Annotated in this window: 5 protein-coding genes; 1 reads left to right on the top strand and 4 read right to left on the bottom strand. The window is 70.8% G+C overall.

The features are described 5' to 3' along the window. Positions 1 to 9 precede the first annotated feature (9 nt). Positions 10 to 354 (top strand): RNA polymerase-binding protein RbpA, encoded by a 345-nt coding sequence (locus BR07_RS0110335; RefSeq protein ID WP_027505388.1) that lies wholly within the window; start codon positions 10 to 12, stop codon positions 352 to 354. A gap of 78 nt (positions 355 to 432) precedes the next feature. On the opposite strand, the gene BR07_RS24095 is transcribed toward BR07_RS0110335, so the two are convergent. From BR07_RS24095 to BR07_RS24090, 4 genes are all read right to left on the bottom strand, one after another. Next, positions 433 to 13959 (bottom strand): non-ribosomal peptide synthetase, encoded by a 13527-nt coding sequence (locus BR07_RS24095; protein WP_051613235.1) that lies wholly within the window; start codon positions 13957 to 13959, stop codon positions 433 to 435. 338 nt (positions 13960 to 14297) lie between these two features. Next, positions 14298 to 15878, bottom strand: a complete 1581-nt coding sequence (gene lnt / locus BR07_RS0110325) for an apolipoprotein N-acyltransferase (protein ID WP_051613279.1) — start codon at positions 15876 to 15878, stop codon at positions 14298 to 14300. After that, entirely contained in the window at positions 15875 to 17464 is a 1590-nt protein-coding gene (locus tag BR07_RS0110320; RefSeq protein WP_027505386.1) for an amidohydrolase, read from the bottom strand. The genes lnt and BR07_RS0110320 overlap by 4 nt, the downstream gene beginning before the upstream one ends. A 43-nt stretch (positions 17465 to 17507) precedes the next feature. After that, a complete protein-coding gene (locus BR07_RS24090) occupies positions 17508 to 18044 on the bottom strand; it encodes an FxsA family protein (protein ID WP_037185404.1) in 537 nt (178 codons plus the stop codon). Positions 18045 to 18111 lie beyond the last annotated feature (67 nt).

Below are 18111 nucleotides of genomic sequence, written 5' to 3'. Positions count from 1 at the left end.
GACTCCACCATGGCAGATCGCGTTCTACGAGGTAGTCGACTCGGAGCGGTGAGCTACGAGACCGATCGCGACCACGACCTCGCGCCCCGGCGCATGGCTCGATACCGGACGGACAACGGCGAGGAGTTCGACGTTCCCTTCGCCGACGACGCCGAGCTGCCCGGCACCTGGCTCTGCCGCAACGGTCTCGAGGGCAGTCTGATCGAGGGCACCGCGCCCGAGGCCAAGAAGGTCAAGCCCCCGCGCACCCACTGGGACATGCTGCTCGAGCGGCGTTCGGTGGAGGAGCTCGAGGAACTGCTCAAGGAGCGGATGGATCTGCTCAAGGCGAAGCGTCGCGGCGCCGGAGTCTGACCGCCTCTCCCCTGTCGTCACCGAGGGCCCCGGAGCATCTGCTCCGGGGCCCTCGGTGTGTCTCGGGTCCGTCCGAGATCAGCGCAGGTGCTGCGCGACGATCGGTCCGATGATCGCGAGTGCCTGCGGATCGGTCATCGCGGAGTGTGCGACCGGCACCGCGTGATCGTGGATGGCACCGCCGACGTGTCGACGCCAGGCCGAGGCGGTCCGCCGTACGTCGTTCCGATTCACCTCGTCCTCGGTCGCCGTGAAGAACAGCACGTCGCAGTCCACGACGCCCGGTGAGTACCCGTGCGCCAGCGAGGTCCCGTTCACGTAGCCCGCGTACAGCCGCTCGAGGGTGTCGACGGTCATCGCCGCCATCGGACCACCCTCGGACCGCAGCGCGGCCGCCGCCTCCGCGACCGTCGGTTCCACGCCTGCCGGCAACTCGTGGCCGGTGAACTCCTCGATGAGATCCCGCACCGACGGTGTCGACTCGAGGTACTCGTCGGCGAGCACGTAGCTGTCGAGCATGGTCAGCGTCGCGACGCTCTCCCCCACCCGCTGCAGCTCGACGGTCATCGCGTGGGCGATGAGGCCTCCGAGCGACCAGCCCAGCAGGTGGTACGGACCGTGCGGCTGGATCGACCGGATCTCGCGAACGTAGTACCGGGCCAGCTCCTCGACCGTGTCGAACTCCTCGGTGCGTCCCGAGACGACGGGTGACTGCAGGCCGTACACCGGCTGATTCGAGTCGAGGTGGGCGAGCAGACCGCTGTAACTCCAGGACAGTCCGAACGCCGGATGAATGCAGAACACCGGTGACGCGGACCCCTGCGGGCGCAGCGGCAGCAGCATGTCCAGTGACGCCGTGGCCGTCGCCGCGACCTCGTCCGCCGACAGATGCGCGGTGTCGTCGATGCGCGCGGCGAGAGCTGCTGGCGTGGAGTCGGTGAACAACCATTGCATCGGAACCGTCGTGCCGAGGGTCTCTTCGAGTCGAGCGACCACGCGCGTCCCCACCAGCGACGTGCCGCCGAGTTCGAAGAAGCTGTCGTCGAGTCCGACTCCGGCCACCCCCAGGATCTCCTCGTAGACAGCGCAGACGGCGCGCTCGGTCGCGGTGCCCGGATCGCGATGCTCGCCGGTGACGGCGAACTCCGGAGCGGGCAGCGCTCGCCGATCGAGTTTGCCGACGGAGGTCAGCGGCAGCTCGTCCAGCAGCATGATCGACTGCGGCACCATGTAGCCGGGCAGTCGCTCCTGCAGATGGCGACGCAACGACGCCGTGTCGACCGACGACTCCCGGTGCGGCAGGACGTAGGACACCAGCACGGTGTCCCCCGAGGGCAGGACGTGGCCCATCGTGGTCGCGAAGTCCACGCCGTCGTGCACGTCGAACGCGGCGTCGATCTCACCCAGCTCGATGCGGAACCCGCGGATCTTGACCTGATGATCGGTCCGGCCCACGTAGGACAGGGTCGGGTCGCCGTCGGCGGACTCGCGCCAGCGCACCAGGTCACCGGTGCGGTAGAGGCGCTCACCCGGCTTGCCGTGCGGATCGGCGACGAACCGCGACGACGTCAACGCCGTGCGCCCGAGGTAGCCGCGAGCGAGTTCCGGTCCGGCAAGGTACAGCTCGCCGACGACGCCGAACGGCACCGGTTGCAGCTGGCGGTCGAGCACCTGCGCCGCGACACCGCGGATCGGTCCACCGATCGTGACCGGACCCTTGGGCACCATCGGCGCACTCATCGTCGTGACGATGGTCGTCTCCGTCGGCCCGTACACGTTGTACAGCGAGCGTCCCGGAGCCCAGCGCTCCACCAGTTCCGGTGGGCACGCCTCGCCGCCGACGAGGATGTGTCGCAACGACGTCGCGCTCGCCGGGTCCGCGGTCGACAATGCCGCGGTCGTGATGAAGGCGTGCGTGATGCGTTCCGATCCCAGCAGGTCGCCCAGTTCGCGGCCGCCGTAGACCCCGGGCGGTGACACGACGAGTGTCGCGCCGGATCCGTACGCGAACAGCTGGTCCATGACGGCGGCGTCGAAACTCGGTGTCGCGAAGTGCAGTACGCGCGCCGTCTCGTCGACCTCGAATCGATCGCGCAGCTCGCCGGCGAAGTTCGACAGGCCGGCGTGGGTGACGACGACACCCTTCGGCGTCCCGGTCGACCCCGAGGTGTAGATGACGTACGCGGGGTTCACGAGACCGATGGGTCCGAGAAGCTCTGCGGGCGAGAGGGGTTCGTCGGCCGTACGAGCCAGCTCGGCCAGGGTGTCCGCGTCGTCGAGCACGAGCCACCGTGTCGACGAGACTCCGTCCACGGCCGCCAGGTGCTCCGCGGTCGTCAGTCCCCACGTGGTCGCCGAGTCCGTCAGCATGTGACGGACGCGGTCGGCCGGGTAGTGCGGGTCGACCGGGACGAAGGCGCCGCCGGCCTTCGCGACGGCCAGGACCGCGACGAGGGAGTCGAAGGATCGCGTGAAGCCAAGGGCAACCAGTGATTCCGGTCCGACACCGCGCCTGACGAGAGCTCGGGCCACCGTGGTCGAACGTCGGTCGAGCTCGCCGTAGGTGATGTGGGCGCCGAGGTACTCCGCCGCGATGCGGTCGGGAACCCGGCGTGCGGTCTGCTCGAACACCTCGGACAAGGTCAGCGACGGATCGGGATCGGTCTCGCCGCCGTGCACGGGCACCAGATGGGCTCGCTCCTGCGAGGTCAACATCTCGACGCTTCCGACGCTGCGGTCGGGTTCGGTGGCCAGGACGCCCAACACGCCCACCAGACGATCGAGCATGGTGCTCACGGTGGCGGCGTCGAACAGATCGGTCGCGTAGTCGGCGGTGACGGTCAGCCCCGCCGGCTCCCGGTCGTCGGTGCGCCGGTCGGTGACCGTGAACTGGATGTCGAACTTGGCGACGGCGACGTCCACCTCGGCCGCGTCGACGGTCACCTCGCCCATGCGAGCAGTCGTCGGAACGTCGTCCTGCAACGACAACATGATCTGGAACAACGGGTGATGGCTCGTGCTGCGCTGTGGGTGCAGCACGTCCACCAGACGTTCGAACGGAACGTCGGGGTGCGCGAACGCGTCCAGATCGACCGCGCGCACGTGCTGCAACGCCTCGGTCAGCGACGCGGTCGGCGAGACCCGCGTGCGCAGTACCAGCGTGTTGACGAACATTCCGACCAGCGCGTCCAGTGCCTCGTCGCCGCGGCCGGCGACCGCGGTACCGACGGACGTGTCGAAGCGGCCGGCTAGACGGCCGAGCACGACGGCGAGGGCGGTGTGGACGGCCATGAACAGCGTCGCGTTCTCCCGCCGCGCGAGGTCGACGAGCCGCCGGTGCGTGTCGACACCCACCGTGGTGGTGACCACCCCGCCCCGGTGAGACGGCACGCTCGGCCGCGGACGGTCGGTGGGGATGTCGATACGGTCGGGAGCTCCGGTCAACGCCGCCGTCCAGTACGCCAGTTGCGTCGAGACGAGGCTCGACGGGTCGTCCTCGGAGCCGAGCCGGTCACGCTGCCACAGCGTGTAGTCCGCGTACTGCACCGGCAGTGGCTCCGTCGCGGGTGCCGTGCCGGTGGACCGCGCGGTGTAGGCGGTGAGCAGGTCTGCGGCGAGCGGCGCCAGCGACCAGCCGTCCGCGGCGATGTGGTGCAGCGTGACGACGAGGACGTGCTCGTCCCCGGCCGTCACCTCGAGCAGGTCCACCCGCAGGGGCGCCTGCGTGGTCACGTCGAACCCGCGAGCCGCGCTCGTGACGATCGCGGCCGTCACCGCGGAGGGCTCGGTCACGACGGGCTCCAGCGCCACCGGAACCTCGTGCGCAGGCAGGATCACCTGGTGCGGGCCCTCGGGCGAGTCCGGGTACACGGTCCGGAGCACCTCGTGGCGGTCGACGAGGTCGCGCAGCGCGGCCTCCAGCGCGGCGATGTCGAGCGGTCCCGTCAGGCGCACCGCGAAGGGCACGTTGTACGCCCCCGACGCCCGGTCGAACCTGTTGAGGAACCACAGGCGTTGCTGCGCCGAGGACAGCGGGATCCGGTCGGGTCGAGGCCGTGCCTCGAGAGCGGGGCCGGCGGACTCGGCGAGCCCGTCGATGTGCGCGGCGAGGGCTGCGACCGTCGGGTGCTCGAAGAGTGCCCGGACCGGAACCCGAACGCCGCGAGTGGAACCCAGGCGGGACGCGACCTGTGTGGCCAACAGGGAGTTGCCACCGAGTGCGAAGAAGCTGTCGTCGCGTCCGACCTCGACGTCGAGGTCCAGCACTGCCGCCACGGTCTCGGCGACGGTCCGCTCGGTCTCGGAGGCCGGCGCGTCGTGAGTGCGGTCGACGGCCACGACGACCGGGGCGGGAAGCGCCCGCACGTCCAGCTTGCCGACGGGAGTGAGAGGGATGCGCTCGAGAACCGTCATCGATGCCGGCACCATGTGGCCGGGCAGGACGGAGCGGACGCCGCCCGTGACCGCGTCGACATCGATGTCGTGTCCGGTGGCGGCGACGACGTAGGACGCCAGCGAGGCGCGACCGGAGGCATCGGTGTGCACCAGAGTGTGCGCGAAGCCGACGGACGGGTCCCTCGTCAGTGCGGCGTCGATCTCACCGAGCTCGATGCGGAATCCGCGGATCTTGACCTGGGTGTCCGAGCGTCCGACGTAGTCGAGCCGGCCGTCCGCAGTCCACCGCACGACATCGCCGGTGCGGTACATCCGCTCCCCCGCTGTGCCGTACGGATCGGCCACGAACCGGCCCGCCGTCAGTCCCGCGCGGTCGAGGTAGCCGCGAGCGACGCCGACACCCGACAGGTACAGCTCACCCGTGACGCCGACCGGCACCGGATGCAGACGCGCGTCGAGCACCACGGCGCGGACTCCGGCGATGGGCGTACCGATGGTGACCGGTTCGTCGGCACGCAGTTCCGCGATGGCGGCGACGATGGTCGCCTCCGTCGGGCCGTACCCGTTGTACAGCGAACGTCCGACCGACCAGCGCCGCACCAGGTCCGCGGAGCACGTGTCGCCGCCCACCACCACGGTGGTGAGACTCGGCAGTGATCCGGCGGCGACGTCGACGGTCGCGAGCGCGGCCGGGGTGACGAAGGCGTGCGAGACCGACTCGCGGTCGATCAGTTCGGCCAGTTCCGCGCCGCCGTAGACGTCGCTCGGGGCGACGACGACGGTGGAGCCGGCGCCCATCGCCATCAGGATCTCGAGCACCGACGCGTCGAAGCTCGGCGAGGCGAAGTGCAGGGTCCGCGATGTTCCGGTGATGCCGAACGTCGTGCGCTGCACCTCTGCGAACGAGGAGAGTCCCGAGTGCGTCACGGCGACGCCCTTGGGCAGTCCTGTCGATCCGGAGGTGTAGATGACGTAGGCCGGATGGTCGACACGCAGCGTGGACGTCCGGTCACGGTCGGTGACGGGTTCCGTCGACCGGGTCGCGATGTCGGCGACGGTGGTCGGGTCGTCGAGCACGATCCAGTCGACGTCCCGTCCTGCCGCCGGGCGGTCGGCCACGGTGCAGACACCGAGGTCGGCCCCGCTGTCGGTGAGCATGTGGTCGATGCGGTCCGCCGGGTAGCGCGGATCGACGGGGACCCAGGCCGCGCCTGTCATCGCCACGGCGAGCATCGCCGCGACGGACTCCGCCGACCGGGTGAGCGCCAGGGCGACGACGCGCTCGGGTCCGGCTCCGCGTTCGAGCAGGACCCGGGCGAGACGGGTGGCGTCGGCATCGAGCTCGGCGTACGTGCGCGACCGCCGAGCCGTGACGTCGACGCCGTGGGACGGATCATGCACCAGTGCAGTGGTGTTCGCGTTCTCCCGCGCGACGGCGGCCCACAGGTCGGGCAGCAGTACCGGTGCGCCGGGACGCTCGCCGGCCCGTGTCGTCAGCTCGCGGGACTCCTGATGGGACAGGAGTTCGATGTCGCCCACGGTCACCGACGGGTCTCGGGCCACCGTGGTGAGCACGGCGCTGACACGGTCCGCGAAGGCGGCGATGGTGCTCTCGTCGTAGAGATCGCGCGTGTAGGTGACGCGGAACCGCCACGACCGCTCACCGTCGGCGTCGGTGCTCTCCGTGACGGCGAGCTCGACGTCGAACTTGCTGCGCTGCAGGTCGATCTCCGACGCGGTGACGGTGAGACCGTCGAGTTCGCCGCTGGTGACACCGTCGGACTGGAAGGCCAGCACGACCTGCACGAGCGGGTGCCGACCGGCCGTCCGCGACGGCGACAGAGCGTCGACCAGACGCTCGAACGGCAGGTCCGCGTGAGCGAACGCGTCGAGATCGGTGCTGCGGACCCGGCCGAGAAGGTCGGCGAAGGTGTCGGACGGCGCCACGTCGGAGCGCAGGACAAGAGTGCCGACGAACATGCCGACCAGCTCGTCCAGTGCGCGATCGCGTCGGCCGGCGATCGGGGTGCCGATCACCACGTCCCGGGTGTCGGCGAGCCGAGCGAGCGTGACCGCGAGTGCAGCGTGCATCGCCATGAACGTGGTGCTGCCCCGGCGCTCGGCGACGGCCGACAGTGCGGTCATCACGGCCGGATCGACGGCGAACTCGTGGACGCCGGCCCGGTGGGACGGCGCCGCCGGGCGGACGCGGTCGCCGGGCAGGGTGCACTCGTCCGGAAGGTCGGCGAGAGTGTCGGTCCAGAAGGATAGGTCGCGGTGTGCCCGGCTCTCCGGGTCGGCCTCGTCACCGAGCACGGCCCGCTGCCACAGGGTGAAGTCGCTGTACTGCACCGGAAGTGGGGTCCACTGCGGGGCAGCTCCCCGGATGCGGGCGGCGTAGGCGACCATGACGTCGCGGGTCAGCGGTCCGAGGGACCACCCGTCCGCGGCGATGTGGTGCACGACGAGACCGAGCACGTGCTCCGTCTCGGAGATCGACAGAAGAGTGGTGCGCAGCGGGGTCTCGACCGTGAGATCGAACCCGCGACGGGCGAACCGTGTCAGCGCCTCCGCGACGTCGTCGCGGTCCACGACGGTCGTTGTGAGCGGTACGGGTGCTGCCGGTGCGACGACCTGGTGCGGTCCGTGATCGCTCTCGGGGAACACGGTCCGCAGGCTCTCGTGCCGTTCCACCACGTCGGCCAACGCCAGTGCCATCGCGGGGCCGTCGAGGACGCCGTCCAGGTGCACCGAGAACGAGATGTTGTAGGCGTCGGAGGTGGGGTCGAAGCGATTGAGGAACCAGAGCCGTTGCTGCGGCGACGACAGCGGAATCCGGTCCGGACGGCTCGCCGCCGGGATCGCGACGAGCGGGATCCGCGACGCCGCACCGCTGTCGGCGTCGAGGTGAGCCGCGAGCGCCTCGACGGTCGGGGCCTCGAAGAGAGTGCGCACCTCCACCTCACGGCTCAGCGCGGCGCCGATCGCACTGGTGACACGGGTCGCCATCAACGAGTTGCCTCCGGCGTCGAAGAAGCTGTCGTCCAGACCGACCCGGGGCACCGTGAGGACGTCCGCGAACACGCGGGCGACGGTCCACTCGGTCTCGGTGCGGGGCTCGCGGTACGCCGCCTCCGTCGTCTCCGGTGTGGGCATGGGCAGCGCGCGGCGATCGAGCTTGCCCGACGGGGTGAGGGGCACCTCGTCGAGCACGACCACCGCGGACGGCACCATGTACCCGGGCAGGGTGCGGCGGGCGTGCTCGAGCACCGGTTCGGTTCCGGCGGCGCCCGGCGCGAGCGTGAGGTGCGAGACCAGGCGGGCGTCGGCCCGGCCCGCGTTCTGCACGCTCGTGACGGAGAACGTGACCGACGGATGACGCTGGAGCACCGCGTCGATCTCGGCGAGTTCGATGCGGTGACCCCGCACCTTGACCTGGTCGTCGGCTCGGCCGCGGAACACCAGTTCGGTTCCCGCGGTGGTGGTCACGGCGGCGACGACGTCGCCGGTGCGGTACATACGGTCACCCGGCGTGCCGAACGGATCGGCGACGAAGCGGGTGGAGGTCAGCGGCAGGCGCCCGAGGTACCCGCGGGCCAGCGCCGGCCCGGACAGGTAGAGCTCGCCGGGAACTCCGGGGACCACCGGGCGCAGACGACGATCGAGCACCCGCACGTCGACACCGCGGCGCGGGGCGCCGATGGTGACGGGCGAGCCGGGTGCCATCGGCGGTGTCAGGGTCGCGACGACGGTGGCCTCGGACGGCCCGTACAGGTTGAGCATGCGGCGGCCGGGCGCCCACCGTTCGACGAGGGCGGGACTGCAGACGTCGCCGCCGACCCCGACGAAGGTCAGAGCGTCGAGGTCCGCAGGGTCCACCGTCTCGAGAGCAGCAGGGGTGACGAAGGCGTGGGTCACCCGCTGATCACGCAGCAGTGCGGTGAGGCGGTCGCCGCCGTAGACGTCGGTACCGGCGACCACGACGGTCGCGCCCGCGGCGAATCCCATGAGCAGTTCCAGGATCGAGGCGTCGAAACTCGGCGAGGCGAAATGCAGTGTGCGCGATCGCGGTCCGACTCGGTAGGTCGCCACCTGCTCGCGGGCGAAGTCGGCGAGGCCGCGGTGCGGCACCACGACCGCCTTGGGGGTGCCCGTGGATCCGGACGTGAAGATGAGGTAGGCCGGGTTCTCCGGGCGCACCCGTACGGGCAGTGCCGCCGAGGACTCGTCGGATCGGTGATCGACGGTGACCCACCGGACCGCAACGGGCAGTGCGGCTCCCGCGGCAGCGATGCCGAGGGACGCGGCGACGTCGGTGACCATGCGCTCGATGCGGTCCGCCGGGTAGCGCGGATCCACCGGGAGGAAGGCGGCGCCGGTCTTCGTCACGGCCCAGGTCGCGACGATCGAGTCGATCGAGCGCTCGAGACACACGGGCACGATCGATTCCGGGCCGACCCCCTCGGCGATCAACGCGTGCGCCAGCAGGTCCGACGCGTCGTCGAGTTCGCCGTACGTGACGGAGCCGTCCGCCGTGACGACGGCGGTGGCGGACGGATCGCGCCGCGCGGCCGAGACGAGGATGTCGGCGAGCGACGAGGTGGGCCCGGCTGCCGCGCCCACGAGGACGGCAGGAGCGTCGGTGGACGTGGACAGGTCGATGTCGCCGATCGCTCGGGTGGGATCCGCCGCGACCGATCGCATGACGGACACCAGTCGCTGCGCCATCGTCGCGGCTGTCGCGTCGTCGAACAGATCGCGGGCGTAGCCCAGGCGCGCATCGACCCCGTCGGGCCGACCGTCGACCGTGGTGCGCTCCGAGAGCTGCAGTGTGAGGTCGAACTTGGCTGTGCGGGAGTCGATTTCGGCGACCTCGACATCCAGTCCGGCCATCTCGACGCGGACCGGCGCGAGGTTCTCGAAGGAGAGAACGACCTGGAACAGTGGGTGGCGCGACGTCGAGCGTTCCGGTGCCACCGCGTCGACGACACGCTCGAACGGGACGTCCGCGCGGGCGAACGCCTCGAGGTCGTGATCGCGTACCTCGCGGAGGAGGTCGGTGAACGGGACGTGCGGCGCGGGCGTCGACCGCAGCACCAGTGTGTTGACGAACATGCCGACGAGTCCGTCGAGCGAGCGGTGGCCGCGACCGGCGATGGGCGACCCGATCGCGACGTCGTCCGAGTCCGCGAGCCGTCCCAGCAGCGCGGACAGTGCCGCGTGCAAGACCATGAACAGGCTGGCCGAGGTGTCCGATGCGAGCACGAGGAGCTGCTGGTGCAGATCGGCGTCGATGTGGAAGTCGTGGGCGCCGCCGCGGTGCGACGGTGCAGCGGGACGGGGGCGATCCGTCGGCAGCTCGAGCGTGTCGGGCAGGCCGTCCAACCGCGCGGTCCAGTAGTCGATCTGACTGCGCAGGATCGAGGTCGGATCGTTCTCGTCTCCGAGTGCGGCGTGCTGCCAGAGCGTGAAGTCCGCGTACTGCACGTCGAGCGGTGCCCACAGCGGCGCACTCCCCTGCGTCCGCGCAGCGTAGGCGGTCATGACATCGGTCGCGAGGGGGCCGAAGGAGAACCCGTCCGACGCGATGTGGTGCAGCACCACGGCCAGCGTGTGCGACGTCGGCGAGGTGCGGAACAGGCGGACGCGGACCGGGTGCTCCCGCGTGACGTCGAATCCGTGAGACGCGAACTCCCGCACGGTGTCGGCCAGCGCCGAGTCGTCGGTGTCGATCGGCGCGAGGTCGTGGTGCGCGGGGTCCTGCACCACCTGGTGCGGACCGTCGGCGGAGTCGGGATACACGGTGCGCAGCGTCTCGTGGCGCTCCAGGACGTCGGCGAGCGCGACAGTCAGAGCGTCCGCGTCGAGGTCGCCGTGCAGCGTGATGGCGAACGGCATGTTGTACGCCGGGGACGCCGAGTCGAACCGGTTCAGGAACCACAGTCGCTGTTGGGCGAGCGAGAGGGGAATGCGATCCGGGCGAGGTCCTGCGACCAGCGGCGGCCCGGTGGTGACCACGGGCGCATGGGCGACGCGATCCGCCAGACGTGCCACGGTCGGCGCCTCGAAGAGGTCCTTGATGCCCACGTCGGCACCGAGCTCGGCGCTGATGCGGGAGACCACGCGCGTGGCCAGCAGCGAGTTGCCGCCGATCTCGAAGAAGCTGTCGTGGACACCGGGAGCGGGGACGTCCAGCACGTCGGCGATGGTCTCGGCGATGCGTCGCTCGACCTCTGTGCGCGGCGGGACCGAGGGCACGTCGGCCCGGCGGCGCACCGGTTCCGGCAGTGCCTTGCGGTCGACCTTGCCGTTGGCGCTCAACGGAAGTGCGTCGAGAACGATCACCAGCGACGGCACCATGTAGGACGGGAGGCGGTCGGCGACGGTCGCGGCGACAGCGCGGACCTCGACGCTCGCCGCGTCGGTGCCGGGCTCGGGTGCGACGTACGCGACGAGCGTGGTCTCGCCGCGCTCGTCGACGTGGGCCACGGCCACCGCGTGGTGCACGGCGGGATGCGCGACCAGAGCCGCCTCGACGTCGCCGAGCTCGATCCGCAGTCCGCGGATCTTGACCTGGAAGTCGGTGCGGCCCAGGTACTCGACGGCGCCGTCGGCCCGCCAACGCGCCAGGTCGCCGGTGCGGTACATGCGGGTGCCGTGCGCCGACAGCGGGTCGGCGACGAACCGGTCGGCGCTCAGATCGGGCCGACCGACGTAGCCACGGGCGAGCTGGTCGCCCGCGAGGTAGAGCTCGCCCGCCGTTCCCACCGGAACCGGCTCGAGCCGGGCGTCGAGGATCTGCAACGCGGTGTTCCACACCGGCCGTCCGATCGGCACCGTGACGGCGTCGGCGTCGGTCACCTCCCAGTAGGTGACGTCGACGGCGGCCTCGGTCGGCCCGTAGAGGTTGTGCAGCGCGGACCCGGTGAGCGAGCGGAATGCCGATGCCGTCTCCGCGGGCAGTGCCTCACCGCTGCAGAACACCTGACGCAGGTCACCGAGCCGGGCGTCGGACGCGCGCAGTTCAGCGACGAAGGCGCCGAGCATCGAGGGCACGAAATGTGCCGTGGTGACGCCTGATCCGGCGATGATCGAGGCGAGGTAGCGCGGATCGCGATGCCCGTCGGGCTCCGCGATCACCAGGCGGGCGCCGACCTGGAGCGGCCAGAAGAACTCCCACACCGAGACGTCGAACGTCGCCGGAGTCTTCTGCAACACGGCGTCGTCGGCGCCGAGGTAGTACTCGTTCTGCATCCACAGCAGTCGGTTGACGATCGCCTGGTGCGACACCCCGACACCCTTGGGGCGGCCCGTGGAACCCGACGTGAAGATCACGTACGCCAGCGAATCGGGTCGCAGAGTCGCCGTGCGCTCACTGTCGCCGACCGGCGTGTCGGCGAGTCCGGCGAGATCGAGCGTGTCGACGTCGACGCGCGCAGCGGTGTCGGGCAGGACGACACCCTGCGTGGACACCGTCAGCACGCACGCGGGCCGGGCGGTGTCGAGGACGTGGCCGAGACGCTCGGCGGGATGATCGGGGTCGAGCGGTACGTAGGCGCCGCCGGCCTTCTCGATCGCGTACATCGCGACGACGAGGTCGAGCGAGCGCTGCATGGCCAGGCCCACGAGCACGTCGGGTCCGACGCCGCGGGCGATCAACGCCCGCGCCAGGCGGGACGAGCGACGATCGAGTTCCGCGTACGTCAGTGCGGTGCCGGCGAACTCCAGGGCCGTCGCGTCCGGGGTGCGCCGCACCTGTGCGTCGAACAGCGCGGGCAGCGTGGTCCGCGGAACGCTCACGGCTGTGTCGTTGAACTCGGTGACCACACGGTCGTACTCGTCGGGCAGCACGACGTCGAGACCGGAGACGCGAGTTCGTGCCCCGCGTCCCAGGAAGTTCTCGAAGAAGGCGAGGAACCGCCGATGATGGGCAGCGAGGGTGTCCTCGTCGTACAGCGACGGGTTGCCCTCGAAGTCGATGTTCAGCGAGTTGCCGCCGCTGTTGTAGACGTTGAAGGTGAAGTCCTCGATGGGACCGCTGGAGAGCAGGTGCAGCCGGCCCACCAGATCGCCCAGACCGACGGTCCAGTCGAACAGCATGATGTTCACCATGGGTCCGAAGAACCCGCGGTGCATGGTCGAGCTGCCGTGGTCGCGGCGGATGTCCTCGTGGCGGTATTTCTGGTGGCGCAGCGCACCGGTGATCTCGAGGGTCACCGACGACACCAGGTCGCCGATGTTCATGTCGGGCGAGATGTGCACGCGGATCGGTACGACGTTGGACACCATGCCGCCCGAGCGGCGCAGCGCCGCGGTGGTGCGGACGGACACCGGCAGACTCATGACGACGTCGGCGCGCCCGGTGACCCGGTGCAGGTAGGCGGCGAAGGACGCGGCCACGACGGCAGCGGCACTGGCGTCGAATCGCTCCTCCGCGGAGGTGAGCATGTCGCCGACGGTCTCGTCGGTGACACCGTTGAGTCGCAGGCGACTCGGCGCGGCCGGGGCGGTGCGATCGGCGAGGGAGAAGGTGTCCGGCAGACCCTGGAGCGTGTCCTGCCAGAAGGCGCGGTCGGTCTCGAACCTGGTGGAGGTGCGGTACGCGCGTTCTGCCGCGTAGAGCGTGGCCAGGTCGCCGGCCTTGCTGTCCGGGGTGGGAACACCGGCCTGCTCGTTGGTGTACAGCTCGGCGACGCGCTTCATGGCGGTGACGGCGCCGTATCCGTCACCGGCGATGTGGTGCATGCGGGTGTACCAGAAGTAGCGGTGGTCCTCGACGCGGAAGACGACGTTGACGGTCAGCGGATCGCGGTCCAGATCGACCGGGGAGCGCATCTCCTTCTGCATCCAGGCCAGGGCCGCGGCGATCGGGTCCGCCTCGGACCGGACGTCGAGCCGAGTGGTGCGCACGGTGGCTGCCGGGTCGACGACCTGATACGGCTGACCGTCGATCTCCACGAGCCTGATCTCGCCGGACTGGAGTTCCGCGGCCGCGCGGGCACCCACGCGCTCGAGCAGGTCGATGTCGAGGTCACCCTGCACGTCGACGTACTGCGCGACGGTGAGGGGAACCTCGGGAGCGAGCTTCTGGGCGAACCACAGGCTGGCCTGCGCCGGGGAGAGCGGGAAGGGATCGGACGCTGTCCGGTTCACGGTAGGTGTCGTGTCGGCCGGTTCGGTGGTTCTCGGTGCGCTGTCCGACGTCGTCATCGTTCGCTCCTCCTCGTCGGTCCCGTGGCCGAGGAGCGGTCCTGCTCCCCGGGCTGTGCGAGACGACGCACACTTCCACCGAACGGACGCAGAGAGCATCGACGCCGCGGCCGATTCGGCCGCACGTCTGCGTGCTGTGTGTGACTTCCGGTGTCCCCGACCGTGGTCGCACTCTGTACTGAGCTGTATGTGGCATTCGCTCAACCACCCGTCGTGGATGGGTGAGACTTACCAACTTCTCGGTTTGCGGACCCGAAACGTTACGTCCATCGCGGTGACAGATCACGAAAAGTGCGGAAAGACCGCCCCGACCAGCGGACGCGGAGCCGTGTGCCCGGTCAGCGGGCCCGGCGCCGTCGAACGTTCGGTATCGTGGCGCCGATCACACTCAGGACGCCGAGGGCCACGAACACGTACTCGACGGTGGATCCCAGCCGCGTCGCGAGTGTGGTGTCGGTGCGCAGACCCACCGTGGCGACCAGATGGTCGGCGTCGAAGAGAGCGGTCCGAGAGGTCACGGAACCATCGGGCGCGATGACGGCGCTGACCCCGCTGGTGGCGGCGACCACGACGGTCCTCGAGTGCTCCACCGCCCGGACTCGCGACATGGCCAGCTGCTGGTAGGTCATCTCCGTGTCGCCGAAGGTCGCGTTGTTGGTGGGCACCGCGAGAATCTGGGCGCCGGCGCGCACCGCCTCGGTGGGTGCGCGGTCGAAGGCCACCTCGTAGCAGGTCGCGACACCCACCGCGAGAGCCCGCTGCTCGCGATCCGTGCCGGCGGGCACGTGCACGACGCCGTCGCCGTCGCCGGGCACGAAGTTGCCCGCCGAGTCGGCGTACAAGGAGAACAGCCGGAAGAAGCTGCGGTACGGCAGATACTCCCCGAACGGTTGGACGATCTTCTTGTCGTGGCGCTCCCCCGGTCCGGCGGCTCCGTCCCAGGCGATGACCGAGTTGGTGGAGGTGCCGTCGGCATTCGACAGCACCGCGCCCACGAGAATCGGTGCGTCGATCCGGACGGAGGCGGCCGTGATCTCGGCCGCTGCGGTCGCGTCGCGGGTGGGATCGACGTCCGACGCGTTCTCCGGCCAGATGACGACGTCGGGCTTCGGGGTCCGCCCCGCCTCGACCTCCTCCGCCAGCCGGAGAGTCTCGTTCACGTGGTTGTCGAGCACCTGGCGGCGTTGCGCGTTGAAGTCGAGGCCCAGCCGGGGAACGCTGCCCTGGATGGCCGCGATGGTGATCGTGTCCTCACCGTCCTGTGGACCCGCGAGCGTGGGGCGCACGACGAGTGCGACGACCGGCGCCACGGCGGCGAGCGCGACCAGCCCGGCGACCGAGGTGACGGCGAAGCCGGTGCGCACCGTCCTGCACAGCAGCGTCAGGCACACACCGATCAGTGCCACCGCGGCGCTGAGCAGCGGGGCGCCGCCGAGTGCGGCCAGCGGAAGCAGGGGTGATTCGGACTGACCGAAGGCCAGACGGCCCCAGGGGAATCCGCCGAACGGGACCGTGCTGCGCAACCATTCCGTCAGTGACCACACCATGGTGATCCACACCGCGGCGAACGGTAGGCGGGACACCACCACGGCGAGCAGTCCGAACAGACCGAGGAACAGTGACTCCGCGACGGCGAGCGCGATCCACGGCAGCGGTCCGACGTACACGCCGATCCACGGGAGCAGCGGCAGGAAGAAGCCGAGGCCGAAAGCGAACCCGTACAGGAAGCCGCCCTTCAGCGACAGGGCGCGCGCCGGATCGTCGACCCGCCGCTCGGTCAGGACGAACGTGACGAGCGCCAGGGCGACGGGTGCGAGAAACCACAGTGATCGCGGTGGGAACGACGCGAACAGGAGCGCGCCGGCGCCGGCCGAGAGAGCGAGCCGCGCGGGTGGGATCAGTCGAGCGGGAACGCTCACGCGCGGTACACCGTGGTGCCGCGGTGCACGGTCTCCAGGCACACCGGGTCCGGCGCCTCGGGATCGAGGCGAGGCAGGGCCGGAACTCGTGACCGCGGGTCGGTGGACCAGCGCTGCACCGAGTCCCGTGGTGCGCTCACGACCAGTTCCGCGGCGTCCCACACCGCATAGCTGGCCGGCGCGCCCGGCACCAGCGTGCCGGCCAGGCCGTCGCGCACTCCCCCGGCGCGCCAGGCGCCGCGCGTGGCCGCGGAGAACGCGGCGCGGGGCGAGACGGCACTGCCCGGTGTGCGGTGGTTGACCGCTCCGCGGACACCGCGCCACGGCTCGAGCGGCGTGACGGGTGCGTCCGACCCGATGGCCAGCGACACCCCGGCGGACGCCATCATCGCCAGCGGGTTGAGTGCGCGAGCGCGCTCCGCGCCGAGTCGGGTGGCGTACAGGCCCTCCTCACCGCCCCAGTAGGTGTCGAACACCGGTTGCACGCTCGCGATGACACCCCACGCCGCGAGGGCGTCGGCCTGCTCGGACGACACCATCTCGATGTGCTCGAGGCGATGGCCGCGAGACGCCACGGCGGGGCCGCCGAGCTCGGCCACGACCCGCCCGAACGCCTCGACCACGGCACTGGTGGCGGCGTCGCCGATGACGTGGAAGCCGGCCTGGATCCCGGCCCGCGTGCAGGCGGAGACGTGCGCCGCGATCACGTCGACGTCGAGATACGAACGGCCGCAACCGGAGTGGTCAGCATAGTGGTCGTGCAGCCAGGCGGTGTGCGAGCCGATCGAACCGTCGACGAAGAGGTCGCCGCCCAGGGCGTGCGCGCCGGTCGCGGCCAGGAGTGCCGTCGCCTCGTCCGGGGTCGAGACGGCCTCGCCCCAGTAGGCGCGCACCTCGACGCCGTGCTCGAGGGCGAGGAGTTCGGCCAGGTCGACGCGGCCGGAGATGTCGGGGCCGGCGCACTCGTGCACGGCGGCGACCCCGTGCGCGGCAGCATGATCGAGCGCGGCGACGCGGGCGCGGTGCCGGCCCGCGGGGCTCAGCAGGTCCAGCGCCCGGGTGCGCACGGCATGGTGCGCCTCCGCGATGAGCGGCCGTTGCGGATCTGCGGTGGCGACCACGTCCCCGGCGGCGCGACGCAGCACCGTCGAGCACGCCGCGGAGTGCGCGTCGATGCGCGAGAGGTACACGGCCCGTCCGGGTGCTGCGGCGTCGAGCTCCGCGGTGGTGGGGCCGCGCCCCTCCGGCCACGTCGACTCGTCCCAGTTCTGCCCCCAGATCAGGGTGCCCCCGTCCTCGGCCGCGTACGCCGCGAGAGCACGCAGGCACTCGTCGAGAGACCGAGCGCCGCTCAGATCGAGTCCGATGAGCGCCAGACCGGTGGCGGTGGTGTGGACGTGGGTGTCCACGAACGCGGGAGTCACGAACTCCCCGTTCAGTTCCACCACCTCGGCGTCGGGATGAAGCGCCCGCGCGGGGCGATCCTCACCGATCCAGACGACGGTGCCGTCGGTGACGGCCATGGCTGTCGCGTCGGGCGCGGACGGGCTGTAGATCCGTCCGCCGACCAGCAGATGCGTACTCACGCTCGCCAGTGTGCCCGGTGTCGGGCGGCCGGGGTGTCGGGGGTCAGCGCTCGTCGCGGCCGGTGGTGCCGTCGATCACACCGCGCGTGTCGCGAGGGGCCGAATTCCCGCGGTCCGGCATCACGTCGTCGTCGATGACCACGTGACCGGCCCCGAAACCCTGCGGCCCGAATCCCTGCGGCCCGAAACCGCCGGGCGGGAACGTACGGCCCGAGGCCACGGCCGTCTCGACGCGCCGGGCGGCGGACCGCGCGATGACCGGACGAAGCAGCGCGCGGGTCAGCGGGATCATCAGCAGCAGGCCGAGGACGCTCGAGACGAGACCGGGAATCGTCAGCAGGACCGAGCCGAGGGCCACGAGCGCACCGTCCGCGACCGCGCCGCCGGGTGAGCGGCGTCCGGCGTTGGCCGAGCGCAGTTCCGAGAGCACGCGCCGACCCTGGGAGCGGATCGCGACCATGCCCAGAGCGGACAGTGCGATCACCACGAACACCGTCCACAGGATGCCGATCGCCGAGCCGAGCCACACGAGGGCGCTGATCTCGACGACGAGGTAGAGGAAGAAGTAGAGCAGTGGCATCGCGGGAGTCCTTTCGGCGACTGGTCGAACCCGTCTGCCGTGTCAACGCGCGACCGCCTCGTTTTTC

This window comes from Rhodococcus sp. UNC23MFCrub1.1 (assembly GCF_000686025.1).
Classification (GTDB): Bacteria; Actinomycetota; Actinomycetes; order Mycobacteriales; family Mycobacteriaceae; genus Rhodococcoides.
This window is presented reverse-complemented; position numbering and strand designations above follow the sequence as displayed.